We start from the raw sequence: 17073 nt of genomic DNA, 5'->3' as shown, positions 1-17073 counted from the left end.
TTCGCAATCCGCGAAGGCGGCCGTACCGTCGGCGCCGGCGTGGTTGCCAAGATCATCGCCTAATTCATCAGGCGACAGAGGGGAGTGGAAACACTTCCACTTCCCCTCGATCGGCATTGCCAGCAAGCGCGCGCTTGCTGTATAATGCTGGATTCAGCAGCAAAGTTTTCGTAGGGGTGTAGCTCAATTGGCAGAGCGTCGGTCTCCAAAACCGAAGGTCGCGGGTTCGATTCCCTCCGCCCCTGCCACCGAATTCTGGTGCCAGGCACCGAAAGTAAAGAAGAATGTCTAATCAATCCGTGCAAACTGTCAGCACCTCGAATGACAAGTTCAAGGTTGCGCTGGCGGTGGTTGCAACGATTGCAGGCGTGGTCGGGTTCTTTTATCTGACCGGTCAAAACAAACCAGCCTTGGTCGCCGCAGGCGCCCTCGTGGCTGGTTTAGTTTTTGCTGTCCTGCTTTTGTGGACTTCCACTACTGGTCGCGATTTCCTGAGCTTCGCCAAAGAGTCGGTGCGCGAGACCAAGAAGGTCGTCTGGCCCACCCGCCGCGAAGCCATGCAGATCACCGGCATCGTGTTCGCCTTCGTGGTCGTGATGGCGATTTTCCTGTGGGGCACGGACAAGCTTCTCGAGCTCCTGTTGTACGACTTTGTCCTGGGCTGGAAATAATATGAACGAAAACGTACAAGATGAAGTGCCGGGCGATGCTCCGGCACAAGACGCTGGTGCGACGCCGGAAGCCGCTCCGCTGAGCGTCCCGGTCAGCAACAAGCGCTGGTACGTCGTCCATGTCTACTCGGGCATGGAAAAGAGCGTGATGCGCGCCCTGACCGAGCGTATCGAGCGCGGCGGCATGCAAGAACAGTTCGGCCAGATCCTGGTGCCGACCGAGGAAGTTGTCGAGATGCGCAACGGCACCAAGGCCGTTTCCGAGCGCCGCTTCTTCCCGGGCTACGTGCTGGTTGAGATGGAAATGACCGACGAGACCTGGCACCTGGTGAAGAACACCAGCAAGGTCACCGGCTTCATCGGCGGCAAGAGCAACAAGCCGACCCCGATCCCGGCCCGCGAAATCGACAAGATCATGCAGCAGGTGCAAGAGGGTGTCGAAAAGCCGCGGCCGAAAGTGCTGTACGAAGTGGGCGAGCAAGTCCGCATCAAGGAAGGCCCGTTCACCGACTTCAACGGCAACGTCGAGGAAGTCAACTACGAAAAATCGAAGGTGCGTGTTTCTGTCACCATCTTCGGCCGCGCAACTCCGGTGGAACTGGAGTTCGGGCAGGTAGAGAAAGTCTAAAACGTCCGATCGGAACGTCGCAGCAGTCAGGCGGAATCCGACAGAGGAGCCCCGCCTGCGAGTAGTCGCGGTGGGGCGCTACTACTCAATGCCAATCTAGGAGCCATTCATGGCAAAGAAAATCATTGGCTTTATCAAGCTGCAAGTCCCAGCTGGTAAGGCAAATCCATCCCCTCCGATCGGCCCAGCACTGGGTCAGCGCGGCCTGAACATCATGGAATTCTGCAAGGCGTTCAACGCCCAGACCCAAGGTATGGAACCAGGCATGCCGATCCCGGTCGTGATCACCGCGTTCGCCGACAAGTCGTTCACCTTCGTGATGAAGACCCCACCGGCAACCTTCCTGATCAAGAAGGCCGCTGGCATCACCAAGGGCTCGGCCAAGCCGCACACCGACAAGGTTGCAACGCTGACCCGCGCTCAAGCTGAAGAAATCGCAAAAACCAAGCAGCCGGACCTGACCGCCGCCGACATGGATGCCGCAGTGCGCATCATCGCCGGCTCGGCACGTTCGATGGGCATCACGGTGGAGGGTGTGTAATGGCTAAGCTGTCCAAGCGCGTCAAAGAAATCAAAGCTAAAGTGGACCGCAACAAGGTCTACGCGTTCGACAACGCTGTGTCGATCGTCAAGGAATTCGCCACCGCCAAGTTCAACGAGTCGATCGACGTCGCCGTGCAACTGGGCGTGGACCCGAAGAAGTCGGACCAAGTGGTCCGCGGTTCGGTCGTGCTGCCTGCTGGCACCGGCAAGACCGTGCGCGTCGCTGTCTTCGCTTCGGGCGACAAGGCTGAAGCTGCAAAAGCAGCCGGCGCCGACATCGTCGGCATGGAAGATCTGGCCGAGATGGTCAAGGCCGGCAACATGCCGTTCGACATCGTCATCGCTTCGCCGGACACCATGCGTATCGTCGGTACCCTGGGCCAGATCCTGGGCCCACGCGGCCTGATGCCGAACCCGAAGGTTGGCACCGTGACCCCGAACGTCGCCGAGGCCGTCAAGAACGCCAAGGCCGGTCAGGTCCAGTACCGTACCGACAAGGCTGGTATCGTCCACGCTACCATCGGCCGCAAGTCGTTCAGCGACGAAGAACTGAAGAGCAACCTGGTTGCCCTGATCGACGCACTGAACAAGGCCAAGCCAGCAACCTCGAAGGGCGTGTACCTGCGTAAGGTCGCGATCTCGTCGACCATGGGCGCTGGCGTCCGTGTCGATCACGCTTCGATCGCTGCTGCAGCCTAATAGGCTGTAAAAATTTAGTCGCCGCAAAACATCGCGGCGCGCATCTTTGGGCTGTCGCAGCAATTGATCGCTGCGGCAGGCAATCAAAGACCGTTGGGCCGAAGGCAGAGGTTGAGCCGGAGGTTAATAGACCACCCAACGCAGATGGTGACCCGAACAAGTTTTGTAGTCCACGCTGCGTGAGTTCATCCGCGTCAGATTGGCTTCTTAACTTCGGACGCCGTGTTCGAACCGATGCAGACATGTTGTCCGCATCATTTAAGGAGATTGACCGTGGGTCTTAATCTGAATGACAAAAAGGCCGTCGTCGAAGAGGTAAGCGCAAAAGTTGCAACCGCGCAGACCATCGTCGTGGCTGAGTACCGTGGCATCCAGGTTGCTCACTTGACCAAACTCCGTGCAACCGCACGTGCCCAGGGCGTCTACCTGCGTGTTCTGAAGAACACGCTGGCTCGTCGCTCGGTCGAAGGCACGCAGTTTGCCCCGCTGGCTGATGCCATGACCGGTCCGCTGATCTACTCGATCTCGGACGACGCCGTTGCTGCCGCTAAAGTCATCGCTGACTTCGCGAAAACCAACGACAAGCTGGTCGTGAAAGCTGGTAACTACGCTGGTAAGCCGCTCGACGTAGCTGGCGTGACCGCGTTGGCAAGCATCCCGAGCCGTGAAGTCCTCATCGCCCAGCTGCTGGGCGTCATGCAGGCACCGGTGTCGGGCTTTGCACGAGTTCTGGCTGCAGTCGCAGCACAAAAAGGCGAAGGCGCCGCTCCGGCGGCAGATGCTGCTCCGGCAGCAGAAGCCACCGAAGCGTAATCGCTTCGGGTCTTTTTGTTCAAGTAGAACCAAACCTGTACTACACACACTATATATTTGGAGTTTCAAATGGCAATTAGCAAAGAAGAGTTCCTGGACGCAGTTGGCGCAATGTCGGTCATGGAACTGAACGACCTGGTCAAGGCTTTCGAAGAGAAGTTCGGCGTGTCGGCAGCTGCAATGGCAGCACCGGCAGCTGGCGGCGCCGCTGGCGGCGCAGCTGCTGCTGAAGAGCAGACCGAATTCAACGTCGTGCTGTCGGAAGTCGGCGCGAACAAGGTCGGCGTCATCAAGGCAGTCCGCGAAATCACCGGTCTGGGCCTGAAAGAAGCCAAGGACCTGGTCGACGGCGCACCGAAGACCGTGAAAGAAGCCCTGCCGAAAGCTGACGCTGAAGCCGCTAAGAAGAAGCTGGAAGAAGCTGGCGCCAAGGCCGAGCTGAAGTAATACATATGCACCGGGCGCTTGATTCAAGCGCCCAGCGCGGGAGTCAAAGCTTGCAAAACCTGCCGCAAGGCGGGGAATGCGGCTTTGGCTCTTTTGTCGTCCCTGCGACAAACGTCGGTTTTATCTTGCCTGCCTTAAAAAGCGGCATCCGCAACACAGCAATATCGTAGCACAGCAGTTTGCTTGTCCTTTTCATCTGGCGCGAAAGAGTAAGAGACTTCAGGAATTGCATGTGGGCTGTGGCACTTGCCACTGGCAATCCCTGAATTCTCATCCTTTCTGTCACTCACGGAGTGTCCATGCACTACTCATTTACTGAGAAGAAGCGCATTCGCAAGTCGTTCGCGAAGCGCGCCAACGTTCACAACGTTCCTTACCTGCTGGCTACCCAGCTGGAATCCTACGAGAACTTCCTGCAGGCCGATTCCGTCCCGTCCGTCCGCAAGAACGAAGGCCTGCAGTCGGCTTTCTCGTCGATCTTCCCTATCGTGTCGCACAATGGTTTTGCGCGCCTCGAGTTCCTGTCCTATGTGCTGGGCGACCCTGCGTTTGACGTGAAAGAGTGCCAGCAGCGCGGCCTGACCTTCGCGTCGCCGCTGCGCGCCAAGGTGCGTCTGGTGATCCTGGACAAGGAATCGCCGACCAAGCCGGTCGTCAAGGAAATGAAAGAGCAGGAAGTCTACATGGGCGAACTGCCGCTGATGACCACGAACGGTTCGTTCGTGATCAACGGCACCGAGCGCGTGATCGTCTCCCAGCTGCACCGTTCGCCGGGCGTGTTCTTCGAACACGACCGCGGCAAGACGCACTCATCGGGCAAGCTCCTGTTCTCGGCCCGTATCATCCCTTACCGCGGCTCGTGGCTGGACTTCGAGTTCGACCCGAAAGACATCCTGTTCTTCCGCGTCGACCGCCGCCGCAAGATGCCGGTCACGATCCTGCTGAAGGCCATCGGCATGACGCCGGAGCAGATCCTGGCGAACTTCTTCGTCTTCGACAACTTCACCCTGCGTAACGACGGCGGCGAACTCGAGTTCGTGTCCGAGCGTCTGCGCGGCGAAGTCGCGCGCTTCGACATCGTCGATCCGAAGTCGGGCAAGACCATCGTCACCAAGGACAAGCGCATCAACGCCAAGCACGTGCGCGACATCGAAGCCGCCGGCATCAAGTCGATCTCGGTGCCTGAAGACTACCTGGTCGGCCGCGTGCTGGCCAAGAACATCGTCGACCAGGACACCGGCGAGATCATCGCCGTGGCCAACGACGAGCTGACCGACGAGCTGCTGGGCAAGCTGCGCGACGCCAGCGTGACCGACATCCAGACCCTGTACACCAACGATCTGGACCAGGGCGCCTACATCTCGCAGACCCTGCGCACCGACGACACCGCCGACCAGACCGCCGCACGCGTGGCGATCTACCGCATGATGCGTCCTGGCGAGCCGCCGACCGAAGAATCGGTCGAAGCACTGTTCAACGGCCTGTTCTACATGCCGGAACGCTACGACCTGTCGGCTGTCGGCCGCATGAAGTTCAACCGCCGTATCGGCCGTGACGAACTGACCGGCGACATGACCCTGTCGAACGAAGACATCCTGGCCGTGATCAAGATCCTGGTCGAGCTGCGCAATGGCCGCGGCGAAGTCGACGACATCGATCACCTGGGTAACCGTCGCGTCCGTTGCGTCGGCGAACTGGCTGAGAACCAATTCCGCGCCGGCCTGGTCCGCGTGGAACGCGCCGTCAAGGAACGCCTGGGCCAAGCCGAAGCGGACAACCTGATGCCGCACGACCTGATCAACAGCAAGCCGATCTCGGCCGCGATCCGCGAGTTCTTCGGTTCGTCGCAGCTGTCGCAGTTCATGGACCAGACCAACCCGCTGTCGGAAGTCACCCACAAGCGCCGCGTCTCGGCACTGGGACCGGGCGGCCTGACCCGCGAACGCGCCGGCTTCGAGGTGCGCGACGTGCACCCGACCCACTACGGCCGCGTGTGCCCGATCGAAACGCCTGAAGGCCCGAACATCGGCCTGATCAACTCGCTGGCACTGTACGCCCGCCTGAACGAATACGGCTTCCTGGAAACCCCGTACCGCAAGGTCGACGGTTCGAAAGTCACCGACAAGATCGAATACCTGTCGGCGATCGAAGAAGGCCGCTACATCATTGCCCAGGCAAACGCCAAGATCAACGACGAAGGTCAGCTGATCGACGAGCTGGTGTCGGCGCGTGAAGCCGGCGAAACGATCCTGGTCTCGCCAGAGCGCATCCAGTACATGGACGTCGCCCCAGGCCAGATCGTGTCGGTCGCAGCTTCGCTGATTCCGTTCCTGGAGCACGATGACGCGAACCGTGCACTGATGGGCGCCAACATGCAGCGTCAGGCCGTGCCTTGCCTGCGTCCTGAAAAGGCCGTGGTCGGTACCGGCATCGAACGCACCGTGGCGGTCGACTCGGGCACCACCGTGCAGGCGCTGCGTGGCGGTATGGTCGACTACATCGATGCGGGCCGTGTCGTGATTCGCGTGAACGACGATGAAGCGCAGGCTGGCGAAGTCGGCGTCGACATCTACAACCTGATCAAGTACACCCGTTCGAACCAGAACACCAACATCAACCAGCGTCCGATCGTGCAAGTGGGCGACCGCGTTGCCCGCGGCGACGTCATCGCCGACGGCGCATCGACCGACCTGGGCGAACTGGCACTGGGCCAGAACATGCTGGTGGCGTTCATGCCGTGGAACGGCCTGAACTTCGAAGACTCGATCCTGATCTCGGAAAACGTGGTCAAGGACGACCGCTACACCTCGATCCACATCGAAGAGCTGAGCGTTGTCGCCCGCGACACCAAGCTGGGCGCGGAAGAAATCACCCGCGACATCTCGAACCTGGCCGAGAATCAATTGGCCCGTCTGGATGAATCCGGCATCGTCTACATCGGCGCGGAAGTCACCGCCGGCGACGTGCTGGTCGGTAAGGTCACCCCGAAAGGCGAGACCCAGCTGACGCCGGAAGAAAAGCTGCTGCGCGCGATCTTCGGCGAAAAAGCGTCGGACGTGAAAGACACCTCGCTGCGCGTGCCTTCGGGCATGGTCGGCACCGTGATCGACGTGCAAGTGTTCACCCGCGAAGGCATCCAGCGCGACAAGCGCGCCCAGCAGATCATCGACGACGAGCTGAAGCGTTTCCGCCTGGACCTGAACGACCAGATGCGTATCGTGGAAGGCGATGCCTTCGAGCGTCTGGAGCGTATGCTGGTCGGCAAGATCGTCAACGGCGGTCCGAAGAAGCTGGCCAAGGGCGCGGCGATCACTTCGGAATACCTGGCGGACCTGGACAAGTTCCACTGGTTCGACATCCGTCCGGCCGAAGACGACACCGCGACCGCGCTGGAAGCGATCAAGGAATCGATCAACGAGAAGCGTCACCAGTTCGACCTGGCCTTCGAAGAGAAGCGCAAGAAGCTGACCCAGGGCGACGAGCTGCAGCCTGGCGTGCAGAAGATGGTCAAGGTCTACCTGGCCGTCAAGCGCCGCCTGCAGTCGGGCGACAAGATGGCAGGCCGCCACGGTAACAAGGGTGTGGTCTCGCGTATCGTGCCGGTGGAAGACATGCCGTTCATGGCCGATGGCCGTCCTGCGGACGTCGTGCTGAACCCGCTGGGCGTTCCGTCGCGTATGAACGTCGGTCAGATCCTGGAAACCCACCTCGGCTGGGCGGCAAAAGGCCTGGGCTGGCGTATCGGCGAGATGCTGCAGGCGCAAGCGAAAGCTGCCGATCTGCGCACTTTCCTGGGCAAGATCTACAACGAAACCGGCCGCAAGGAAGACCTGGACAGCTTCAGCGATGAAGAAATCCTGAGCCTGGCGAGCAACCTCAAGAACGGCGTGCCGTTCGCGACCCCGGTGTTCGACGGCGCCCACGAGGAAGACATCCGCCGCATGCTGGACCTGGCGTTCCCGGACGACATCGCTGCCCATCTGGGCATGACGCCGTCGAAGAACCAGGTCACCATGTTCGACGGCCGCACCGGCGAAGCGTTCGAGCGCAAGGTCACCGTCGGCTTCATGCACATGCTGAAGCTGCACCACCTGGTCGACGACAAGATGCACGCCCGTTCGACCGGTCCGTACTCGCTGGTGACGCAGCAGCCGCTGGGCGGTAAAGCCCAGTTCGGTGGCCAGCGCTTCGGTGAGATGGAGGTGTGGGCACTGGAAGCGTACGGCGCATCGTACGTGCTGCAAGAGATGCTGACCGTCAAGTCGGATGACGTGAACGGCCGTACCAAGGTGTACGAGAACCTGGTCAAGGGCGACCACGTGATCGACGCCGGCATGCCGGAATCGTTCAACGTGCTGGTCAAGGAAATCCGTTCGCTGGGTATCGACATCGATCTCGAGCGCAACTAAGCAGGGCCTGCATGGCCGCCAGCCTTCGGGCTGGTTCCGCGACCTTCGAGTCGTCGCCCCGGGGCAGCCTGGGGCCTAAGCCCGGTGGTTTGCCGGCAAACTTGGATCCCCGCCAGCGCGGGGATGACGCTTTTTAGGGTAAACTAGCGGGTTGGGCAAACGCCGGCGAAAATCGGCGAGAAGCTGGCGGTAGTAGTATTCAGTACAGAATCAATCACCTTTGGAGTGATACATGAAAGCACTGCTCGATCTATTCAAGCAAGTTCAGCAAAACGAGAGTTTCGACGCCATCAAGATTGGCCTGGCGTCGCCTGAAAAAATCCGTTCGTGGTCGTTCGGCGAAGTCAAGAAGCCGGAAACCATCAACTACCGCACCTTCAAGCCTGAGCGTGATGGCCTGTTCTGCGCCAAGATCTTTGGCCCGATCAAGGACTACGAATGCCTGTGCGGCAAGTACAAGCGCCTGAAGCACCGCGGCGTGATCTGCGAAAAGTGCGGCGTGGAAGTGACCCTGGCCAAGGTGCGTCGTGAGCGCATGGGCCACATCGAGCTGGCGTCGCCAGTCGCCCACATCTGGTTCCTGAAGTCGCTGCCGTCGCGTCTGGGCATGGTCCTGGACATGACCCTGCGCGATATCGAGCGCGTGCTGTACTTCGAAGCATACGTGGTGACCGATCCTGGCATGACCCCGCTCAAGAAGAGCCAGATCATGTCGGAAGACGACTACGCCGCCAAGTATGAAGAGTACGGCGACGACTTCACCGCCTTCATGGGCGCCGAAGGTATCCGTGAACTGCTGCGCTCGATCGACATCCATCGCGATGCCGAAGCCCTGCGCGTGGAACTCAAGGAATCGAAGTCGGAAGCGAAGATCAAGAAATACGCCAAGCGCCTGAAAGTGCTCGAGGCGTTCCAGCGTTCGGGCATCAAGCCTGAGTGGATGATCATGGAAGTTCTGCCGGTTCTGCCGCCAGAACTGCGTCCGCTCGTCCCGCTGGACGGTGGCCGTTTCGCGACCTCGGACCTGAACGATCTGTATCGCCGCGTCATCAACCGTAACAACCGCCTGAAGCGTCTGATGGAGCTGCGCGCTCCAGAGATCATCACGCGCAACGAAAAGCGCATGCTGCAGGAAGCGGTCGACTCGCTGCTGGACAACGGCCGTCGCGGCAAAGCGATGACCGGCGCCAACAAGCGTCCGCTGAAGTCGCTGGCTGAAATGATCAAGGGTAAGGGCGGCCGTTTCCGTCAGAACCTGCTGGGCAAGCGCGTCGACTACTCGGGCCGTTCGGTCATCGTGGTCGGTCCACAGCTGAAACTGCACCAGTGCGGCCTGCCGAAGCTGATGGCCCTGGAACTGTTCAAGCCGTTCATCTTCAACAAGCTCGAACTGATGGGTCTGGCTACGACCATCAAGGCTGCGAAGAAACTGGTCGAAGTGCAAGAGCCGGTGGTCTGGGACATCCTGGAAGAAGTCATCAAAGAACACCCGATCATGCTGAACCGTGCACCAACCCTGCACCGTCTCGGTATCCAGGCGTTCGAGCCGGTCCTGATCGAAGGTAAAGCGATCCAGCTGCACCCGCTGGTCTGCGCGGCGTTCAACGCCGACTTCGACGGTGACCAGATGGCAGTCCACGTCCCGCTGTCGATCGAAGCGCAGATGGAAGCGCGTACCCTGATGCTGGCGTCGAACAACATCCTGTTCCCATCGAACGGCGAACCGTCGATCGTGCCGTCGCAGGATATCGTGCTGGGTCTGTACTACGCGTCGCGCGAGGCGATCAACGCCAAGGGCGAAGGCATGATGTTCCCGGACGTGTCGGAAGTGATCCGCGCGTACGACAACAAGGAAGTCGAACTGGCAACCCGCATCACCGTGCGTATCGTGGAATACCCACGCAACGCCGAAGGCGGCTTCGACCAGACCCTGACCCGTTACGAGACCACCGTCGGCCGTGCGATCCTGTCCGAGATCCTGCCGAAAGGCCTGCCGTTCAGCGTGCTGAACCGCTCGCTGAAGAAGAAGGAAATCTCGAAGCTGATCAACACGTCGTTCCGCAAGTGCGGCCTGCGTGCAACCGTCGTCTTCGCGGACAAGCTGATGCAGTCGGGCTTCCGCCTGGCAACCCGCGCCGGCATCTCGATCGCGGTCGACGACATGCTGATCCCGGACGTCAAGAAGGGCATGATCGCCACCGCCGAAGCGGAAGTGAAGCAGATCGAGCAGCAGTACGCCTCGGGTCTGGTCACCGCCGGCGAGCGTTACAACAAGGTCGTCGACATCTGGGGCAAGACCTCGGACGAAGTCGGCAAGGCGATGATGGACCAGCTCAAGATCGAGCCGGTGACCAAGCGCGACGGTACCGAAGGCACCCAGGAATCGTTCAACGCGATTTACATGATGGCCGACTCGGGCGCCCGTGGTTCGGCAGCCCAGATTCGTCAGCTGGCCGGTATGCGTGGTCTGATGGCGAAGCCGGACGGTTCGATTATCGAAACCCCGATTACCGCGAACTTCCGCGAAGGCCTGAACGTTCTGCAGTACTTCATCTCGACCCACGGCGCTCGTAAAGGTCTGGCGGATACGGCACTGAAGACCGCGAACTCGGGTTACCTGACCCGCCGTCTGGTCGACGTGACCCAGGATCTGGTGGTGATCGAGGACGATTGCGGCACCAGCAACGGCACGCACATGAAGGCGATGGTCGAAGGTGGTGAAGTGATCGAGCCGCTGCGCGACCGTATCCTCGGCCGTGTTGCAGGCACCGACATCGTCAATCCGGAAACCCAAGAGACCCTGTACGAAGCCGGCACGCTGCTGGACGAAGACATGGTCGAAGAGATCGAACGCGTCGGCATCGACGAAGTCAAGGTCCGCACCCCGCTGAACTGCGACACGCGCTTCGGCCTGTGCGCCAAGTGCTACGGCCGCGACCTGGGCCGCGGCATGCTGGTCAACTCGGGCGAAGCAGTCGGCGTCGTTGCTGCACAGTCGATCGGTGAGCCGGGTACCCAGCTGACCATGCGTACCTTCCACATCGGTGGTGCGGCATCGCGCGCAGCAGTGGCATCGTCGGTCGAAGCCAAGTCGAACGGCACGGTCCGCTTCACCGCGACCATGCGTTACGTGACCAACGGCAAGGGCGCCCAGATCGTCATTTCGCGTTCGGGCGAAGTGCTGATCACGGACGACCACGGCCGCGAGCGCGAGCGTCACAAGGTGCCATACGGCGCGACCCTGATCGTCAAGGACGGTCAAGTGGTCAAGGCCGGCACCGCGCTGGCGACCTGGGATCCGCTGACCCGTCCGATCATCACCGAATACGCCGGTACCATCCGCTTCGAGAACGTGGAAGAGGGTGTCACCGTTGCGCGTCAGGTCGATGAAGTGACCGGCCTGTCGACCCTGGTGGCGATCGATCCGAAGCGTCGTGGTTCGGGCAAGGTGCTGCGTCCGCAGGTCAAGCTGCTGAACGAAGAAGGCCAGGAAGTGAAGATCGCCGGCACCGAGCACGCCGTGACGATCGGCTTCCAGGTCGGCGCGCTGATTATGGTCAAGGACGGTCAGCAAGCCACCGTTGGTGAAGTGCTGGCACGTATCCCGACCGAATCGCAGAAGACCCGCGACATTACCGGTGGTCTGCCGCGCGTTGCCGAACTGTTCGAAGCACGTTCGCCGAAAGACGCGGGCATGCTGGCGGAAGTCACCGGTACCGTGGCCTTCGGTAAAGAGACCAAGGGTAAGCAGCGTCTGGAAATCACCGACATGGACGGCAACAAGCACGAGTTCCTGATTACCAAGGACAAGCAAGTGCTGGTGCACGACGGCCAGGTGGTGAACAAGGGCGAGATGATCGTGGACGGCCCGGCCGATCCGCAAGACATCCTGCGCCTGCTGGGTATCGAAGCGCTGGCGCGCTACATCGTGGACGAAGTGCAGGACGTGTACCGTCTGCAGGGCGTGAAGATCAACGACAAGCACATCGAGGTGATCGTTCGCCAGATGCTGCGTCGTGTTCAGATCACCGACGCAGGCGACACCGACTACATCGTCGGCGAGCAGGTGGAGCGTTCGGAACTGCTGGACGAGAACGACAAGGTCAACGCCGTCGGCAAGCTGCCGGCGCAGTACGAAAACGTGCTGCTGGGTATTACCAAGGCATCGCTGTCGACCGACTCGTTCATCTCGGCCGCATCGTTCCAGGAAACCACCCGCGTGCTGACCGAAGCGGCGATCATGGGCAAGCGCGACGGTCTGCGCGGCCTGAAGGAAAACGTCATCGTCGGCCGCCTGATCCCAGGCGGTACCGGTCTGGCATTCCACCGCGCCCGCAAGGAGAAGGAAGTGTGGGAAGCGGAAGAGCGCCAGGCGCTGCTGCAGCAGGAGAAGGCCAATATGGCTGCCGAGCTGCAGGCGATGGAGGACCAGCAGACTGCGTCGGCTTCGGCTGAGCAGCATGGCGATAACGAGTAATCGTTAGAGCGTTAGCGAAAACGGCACCCTGAGGGGTGCCGTTTTTTATTGCGTTGCGCTTGAGGCAAGTGTCTTTATAAGAGTGGGAATTCGAATTCGCCTGCTGACAGATCTTACTTACGCATCAGCCTTTCCTGGCGACGAACTGCGCTTACGCCAACGATATCCGAATGCGAAGCCACCAATGACCGTCATGAGAGCGGCATAGACTTGCAAGTAATAGATAGAGCCTTGTTCCCGTTGCAGGTGCGGGCTGATGTCCGGTGAATGTATTTCCCAAAACGACGATGCAAACCATAGCAAAACAGGCAGCAAAACCGCCATCCCAAGCCATGGGCTGAGGCGTGTAAGCAGGAAGCACAGGATGGCAGTGGTCAGACCAACTGCCCAGAAAAGGTTGGCAGTCGGCTCCTTGTCACTCACCTCGGCCAAAGCCGACGCAGGGTAGAAAGCCATTACCAGCCAAGCAACGCTCAGTAACGTACGGTTAGCGGGATATAGCATTCCGGCAGTCCTCCAAGCTCCTTTTTTAGCTGCTCAACAAACCTGTCGATATTCAGAACGAGATCAATGCAGCCGGCGCTTCCCGCAGCCGTGCCGCCGTGGATGAAGAAGCCTCCACGACCATAGGTTTGTGTTCCGGGATACGGATGGATTGTAAGCCTGAAGTTGCCCCACGCATTGCGTGAGGAGTTAAGTGCACTTTTAAGCCAATTGTTTTCCCATAGTTGCGACGGCTGGACCCAGTACTCACCAGCAGGAATCGGGCCTTGAAAAGGGATCTTCTGCTTTTCTGTCGAGTATTCGAACAATCCCTTGGCATCGGGTCTTCCTGATACCGCTTGGAAAAATATCGGGAGCTTGCTGCCATAAGCCGACAACGTTTTCCCGTCGAACGTAAGCGAGATGCGTGATCTTCCGCATGTAGGAATGCGCGGAAAAGACCTTTCCTCGGAATACCTTCCCATGTTTCGTCCTCTGAAGGTTGAATGGCTTGGTGTGTGGTTGTCCACAGCAGATGATTCGCCATCCAGCCAAGAGCCAAGTTACGGAGACTCAAGTCATCATGAGGAAGTCAGCAGAACGCCTCCTCGTATGACAATGGGATAAACTCGGTTGACTTTTTATTATCCCCTTCAGACCTTCAAAGGAGCGAACAATGAACAAGCAATGGATGAGTGCCGTCCTGCTGAGCGCCGTATGCGCCGGCGCCAATGCCGCCGACACGAAAGTGTCGCTGAAGATGGCTACCGAAAAAGGCGAGGGCGCCGCGATCGGCACCGTGACCATCAGCGAGAACAAGCACGGCCTGGTGTTCACCCCTGAGCTCAAGGACCTGACGCCCGGCCTGCACGGCTTCCACGTCCACGCCAATGGCAGCTGTGCTCCAAACCAGGCTGACGGCAAGACTGTCCCGGCAGGCGCGGCCGGTGGCCACCTCGACCCGGCCAAGACCAACAAGCACGGCACCCCTTGGGGCGACGGCCACATGGGCGACCTGCCAGGCCTGCACGTGGACGCCAAGGGCATGGCCAACTACCCGGTCCTGGCGCCGCGCCTGAAAATGGCCGATATCAAGGGCAAGGCCCTGATGGTCCACGTCGGCGGCGAAAACCACTCCGATCATCCGGCGCCGCTGGGTGGCGGCGGCGCGCGCATGGCGTGCGGTGTGATTCAATAAGCGACTGAACATAGCGGGCAGCAATCGCTGTCCGCTTTAGCCCTCATTCGCTGCGCACCTGCCCGCGTAGCCAGACCAAGCTCGACGCCGCATAGTTCAGCACCGAGATGTGCCCATCGTCCGGCCGCTGCCACAACTCGGACGACCGGCAATGCCGCCCCAGCCATTCGCTATGCGCCGCCGGCACCACGCGATCGCGCATTCCATGCACCAGCAGCACCGGACAAGCGATGCGCGCGCAATCGAATCCCCACGGCGCCACATATGCCAGATCGTCGTCGATCAAGCCATCCAATCCCTGCGCCACCGCCGGCCCGATCACGCTGTCGAACCAGGCCCAGGGTCCCGCCAGCGCATCCCAGTCTTCCGGCGTGAACATCTCCCGATCGAACTCCAGTCCCAGCCCTTCGTGATATGCCTTGGCCGCACGCCCCTGCACGCCCGCCCGCAGCGCCGCCGCGCCGAACGCGCCCATCCCCGCGAACCAGTCCAGCCCCTGCGCATCGAACGGCGCCAGCCCCGCCACGCTAACTGCCGCCAGCACCCGCTCCGGCAATAAGGCAGCACACGCCAGCGCATGCGGCCCGCCGCCCGAATGCCCCATCACCGCAAACCGCCTGATCCCAAGCCGGTCCGCAACCCGCGCCACATCGGCAGCAATCGAAGCGACATCGCGCCCGCTGACCGCCGTCGACCCGCCATACCCCGGCCGATCAATCCCGATCCAGCGTATTCCCAGTTCCGCAGCCACCTCGAACAAGGGCTCCGGCGGCCGCCCGATATTCGGCGTCCCGTGATGCCAGAACACCGCCAGCTCCGTCGCGCGGTCCTGCGGCGGGTGATCGTAGAAGTGCAGCGTGCGCCCATCGCCGAGCACCAGGTCTTCTTCCCTCATCACCGCCTCCATGGCTAAGTAAAAGCGTTGGCCCAAAAATAAACGTCGTTCCCACGCAGGTGGGAACCTAAGTTTGCGAGCGTCTCGATGACACTAACAGAACTTGGGTTCCCGCCTGCGCGGGAACGACGTGCTGGAGCTAACGGAAATGGCTTGCGCCAGCTTACTTCGCCGCGCGCGCCTTGCCGAACGGATCACCCGCTTTCCACGCCGGCATCTTCGGCGCATCCGCCACCATGCGGCCCAGGTTCAGCGTGTACTGCGCCTGCTGCACCATGCCCGACAGATCCCAGGTCGGATCGTACTCGTCGCCCACTTGGTGGTACTTGGCGCGATACGTCGCGGCCTTGGCGGTGTTGGCCTCGGCATCCTTCACCCAGCCGTGCCCCGCGCCCACCGAGAACGCCGGCACACCCGCCTTGGCGAAGCTGAAGTGGTCGCTGCGGAAGTAGCCGCCTGCCAGGTCGGGACGCGACGGCGCAATCACCAGCCCCATCGACTTGGCCGTAGCCGCCGCCATCGCGCCCAGTTCGGTGCGCTCGCTGCCCGGCACGCTGACGTCCTTCACCAGGCCTACCCAGTTCAGGCTGTCCAGGTTCAGGTTCGCCGCCGTCTTCTCGATCGGCCACAGCGGCTTGGCCGCATACGCCGCGCTGCCCAGCAGGCCTTGCTCTTCAGCCGCCACCCACAGGAACATCTGGCTGCGCTTGGCCGGATGCTTCACCGCTTCCGCCGCCATCGCCAGCAGCGCACCGGTGCCCGATGCGTTGTCGACCGCGCCGTTGAAGATGGTGTCGCCATCAAGGCCTTGCTTGCCCATGTGATCCCAGTGCGCGCTGTAGATCACCACTTCGTCCTTCAGCTTCGGATCGGTACCCGGCACGATGCCGGCCACGTTGAACTCGTCCAGCGAGCGCACCTGCGCGCGCGCTTCGCCCTTGACGCGCGCATTCAGCGCCACCGGCTTGAAGTTCTTGTCCTCGGCCGCGGCGCGCAGTTTATCCAGGTCCTGGCCGCCGGCGGCGAACACCTTGCGTGCGGTGGCGTCGGTCATCCAGCCCTGCAGGCCGGTGCCCAGCTTGCCCTCGGCCAGCTGGAAGCGCTCGGCGTTGGCCCAGCTGTTCTGCACCACGCTCCAGCCGTATGAAGCCGAGGCGTCGGTGTGGATCAGGATCGCGCCCGCCGCGCCCTGGCGCGCCGCTTCTTCGAATTTATAGGTCCAGCGGCCGTAGTAGGTCAGGCCGGCGCCGTTGAAGCGCTTCGGTTCCGCAGCGGTCGGCGCCGGGTCGTTGACCATCATGACGATGACCTTGCCCTTCAGGTCCATGCCCTTGAAGTCGTTCCAGCCGCCTTCCTCCGGCGCGTCGATGCCGTAGCCGACGAACACCAGTTCCGCATCCAGCACGTGGTCGGCCTTGGCGTCGCCCGGACCCCAGACCCAGTCGGCGCCGAACTGCAGCGGCACGGCCTGGCCATTGGCGACGATGCCGACATTGCTCTTTTCCGGCAGCGCGCGCACGCCGGCGATCTTCACCGGCTGACGGAAGCTGGTGCCGTTGGCCGGCTTCAGGCCGACCGCTGCTGCTTGCGTCTCGAGATAGGTGACGGTCAGTTCGCCGCCGCGCTGGCCGGTGCCGCGACCTTCCAGGGCGTCGGACGAGAGGAAGGCCAGGTGCGCGCGCAGCGGCGCTTCCTGGACGGTCGCGGTCTGCTTCTTGGTCTGGGCGTGGGCCGGATAGGCCAGCGACAGGCTGGCGGCGAGGGCGGTGAGGACAACGGAGGAGACGATCTTGGACATGGAATCCTGCTG

13 protein-coding genes, 1 tRNA gene and 1 pseudogene are annotated in these 17073 nt (G+C 61.2%); 11 read left to right on the top strand and 4 right to left on the bottom strand.

All coding sequences use genetic code 11. From position 1 onward, the window contains the following. The 10 genes and pseudogenes from QPK27_RS18710 to rpoC all read left to right on the top strand — a co-directional run. A pseudogene (locus tag QPK27_RS18710) lies at positions 1-63 on the top strand (elongation factor Tu); the annotation flags it as partial. A gap of 109 nt (positions 64-172) precedes the next feature. After that, positions 173-248: transfer RNA gene (locus QPK27_RS18705), tRNA-Trp, on the top strand. Between the two features lie 36 nt (positions 249-284). Next, a complete protein-coding gene (secE, locus tag QPK27_RS18700; protein ID WP_290419684.1) occupies positions 285-671 on the top strand; it encodes a preprotein translocase subunit SecE in 387 nt (128 codons plus the stop codon). Between the two features lies 1 nt (position 672). Continuing rightward, the gene (gene nusG, locus QPK27_RS18695; RefSeq protein WP_290419683.1) at positions 673-1299 is read left to right on the top strand and encodes a transcription termination/antitermination protein NusG; all 627 of its coding nucleotides are present in this window, start codon (positions 673-675) and stop codon (positions 1297-1299) included. Positions 1300-1408: 109 nt separating this feature from the next. Beyond that, complete coding sequence (gene rplK / locus QPK27_RS18690; RefSeq protein ID WP_290419682.1) at positions 1409-1840, top strand: 50S ribosomal protein L11; 432 nt, start codon at positions 1409-1411, stop codon at positions 1838-1840. After that, positions 1840-2541, top strand: a complete 702-nt coding sequence (gene rplA, locus QPK27_RS18685; protein WP_290419681.1) for a 50S ribosomal protein L1 — start codon at positions 1840-1842, stop codon at positions 2539-2541. The genes rplK and rplA overlap by 1 nt, the downstream gene beginning before the upstream one ends. A 273-nt stretch (positions 2542-2814) precedes the next feature. Continuing rightward, positions 2815-3354 (top strand): 50S ribosomal protein L10, encoded by a 540-nt coding sequence (gene rplJ, locus QPK27_RS18680; RefSeq protein WP_290419680.1) that lies wholly within the window; start codon positions 2815-2817, stop codon positions 3352-3354. Positions 3355-3423: 69 nt separating this feature from the next. Further along, positions 3424-3801: a 50S ribosomal protein L7/L12 gene (gene rplL, locus QPK27_RS18675; protein WP_211518321.1), complete on the top strand. Its 378-nt coding sequence runs from the start codon at positions 3424-3426 to the stop codon at positions 3799-3801. A gap of 299 nt (positions 3802-4100) precedes the next feature. Then, on the top strand, positions 4101-8210 hold the full coding sequence (rpoB, locus tag QPK27_RS18670) for a DNA-directed RNA polymerase subunit beta (RefSeq protein ID WP_290419679.1): 4110 nt from the start codon (positions 4101-4103) through the stop codon (positions 8208-8210). A 232-nt stretch (positions 8211-8442) separates the two neighbouring features. After that, positions 8443-12687, top strand: coding sequence for a DNA-directed RNA polymerase subunit beta' (rpoC, locus tag QPK27_RS18665; protein ID WP_290419678.1), 4245 nt, complete (start codon positions 8443-8445; stop codon positions 12685-12687). Between the two features lie 117 nt (positions 12688-12804). On the opposite strand, the gene QPK27_RS18660 is transcribed toward rpoC, so the two are convergent. Both QPK27_RS18660 and QPK27_RS18655 read right to left on the bottom strand, forming a co-directional pair. Then, on the bottom strand, positions 12805-13143 hold the full coding sequence (locus QPK27_RS18660) for a hypothetical protein (protein ID WP_290419677.1): 339 nt from the start codon (positions 13141-13143) through the stop codon (positions 12805-12807). A 17-nt stretch (positions 13144-13160) separates the two neighbouring features. Continuing rightward, positions 13161-13655, bottom strand: a complete 495-nt coding sequence (locus tag QPK27_RS18655) for a tlde1 domain-containing protein (RefSeq protein WP_290419676.1) — start codon at positions 13653-13655, stop codon at positions 13161-13163. A 191-nt stretch (positions 13656-13846) separates the two neighbouring features. Here QPK27_RS18655 and sodC point away from each other — a divergent pair, with 191 nt between their 5' ends. Continuing rightward, positions 13847-14368: a superoxide dismutase [Cu-Zn] SodC gene (gene sodC, locus QPK27_RS18650; protein ID WP_290419675.1), complete on the top strand. Its 522-nt coding sequence runs from the start codon at positions 13847-13849 to the stop codon at positions 14366-14368. Between the two features lie 43 nt (positions 14369-14411). On the opposite strand, the gene QPK27_RS18645 is transcribed toward sodC, so the two are convergent. Both QPK27_RS18645 and QPK27_RS18640 read right to left on the bottom strand, forming a co-directional pair. Beyond that, positions 14412-15263 (bottom strand): alpha/beta fold hydrolase, encoded by an 852-nt coding sequence (locus QPK27_RS18645; protein WP_290419674.1) that lies wholly within the window; start codon positions 15261-15263, stop codon positions 14412-14414. 163 nt (positions 15264-15426) lie between these two features. Beyond that, positions 15427-17061 carry a M28 family peptidase gene (locus tag QPK27_RS18640; RefSeq protein ID WP_290419673.1) on the bottom strand — a complete coding sequence of 545 codons (1635 nt, stop codon included), beginning with the start codon at positions 17059-17061 and terminating at the stop codon, positions 15427-15429. Positions 17062-17073 lie beyond the last annotated feature (12 nt).

The sequence above is a fragment of the Massilia sp. YIM B02443 genome (assembly GCF_030411955.1).
GTDB lineage: Bacteria > Pseudomonadota > Gammaproteobacteria > Burkholderiales > Burkholderiaceae_D > Telluria.
Note: the sequence above shows the minus strand (reverse complement) of the source record. Positions and strands in the feature narration are given on the sequence as shown.

Excerpts from the sequence above, each read along its gene's own strand:
- secE (WP_290419684.1), top strand. The coding sequence starts at position 285 with ATGTCTAATCAATCCGTGCAAACTGTCAGCACCTCGAATGACAAGTTC.
- nusG (WP_290419683.1), top strand. The coding sequence starts at position 673 with ATGAACGAAAACGTACAAGATGAAGTGCCGGGCGATGCTCCGGCACAA.
- rplK (WP_290419682.1), top strand. The coding sequence starts at position 1,409 with ATGGCAAAGAAAATCATTGGCTTTATCAAGCTGCAAGTCCCAGCTGGT.
- rplA (WP_290419681.1), top strand. The coding sequence starts at position 1,840 with ATGGCTAAGCTGTCCAAGCGCGTCAAAGAAATCAAAGCTAAAGTGGAC.
- rplL (WP_211518321.1), top strand. The coding sequence starts at position 3,424 with ATGGCAATTAGCAAAGAAGAGTTCCTGGACGCAGTTGGCGCAATGTCG.
- rpoB (WP_290419679.1), top strand. The coding sequence starts at position 4,101 with ATGCACTACTCATTTACTGAGAAGAAGCGCATTCGCAAGTCGTTCGCG.
- rpoC (WP_290419678.1), top strand. The coding sequence starts at position 8,443 with ATGAAAGCACTGCTCGATCTATTCAAGCAAGTTCAGCAAAACGAGAGT.
- QPK27_RS18660 (WP_290419677.1), bottom strand. The coding sequence starts at position 13,143 with ATGGCTTTCTACCCTGCGTCGGCTTTGGCCGAGGTGAGTGACAAGGAG.
- QPK27_RS18655 (WP_290419676.1), bottom strand. The coding sequence starts at position 13,655 with ATGGGAAGGTATTCCGAGGAAAGGTCTTTTCCGCGCATTCCTACATGC.
- sodC (WP_290419675.1), top strand. The coding sequence starts at position 13,847 with ATGAACAAGCAATGGATGAGTGCCGTCCTGCTGAGCGCCGTATGCGCC.
- QPK27_RS18645 (WP_290419674.1), bottom strand. The coding sequence starts at position 15,263 with ATGAGGGAAGAAGACCTGGTGCTCGGCGATGGGCGCACGCTGCACTTC.
- QPK27_RS18640 (WP_290419673.1), bottom strand. The coding sequence starts at position 17,061 with ATGTCCAAGATCGTCTCCTCCGTTGTCCTCACCGCCCTCGCCGCCAGC.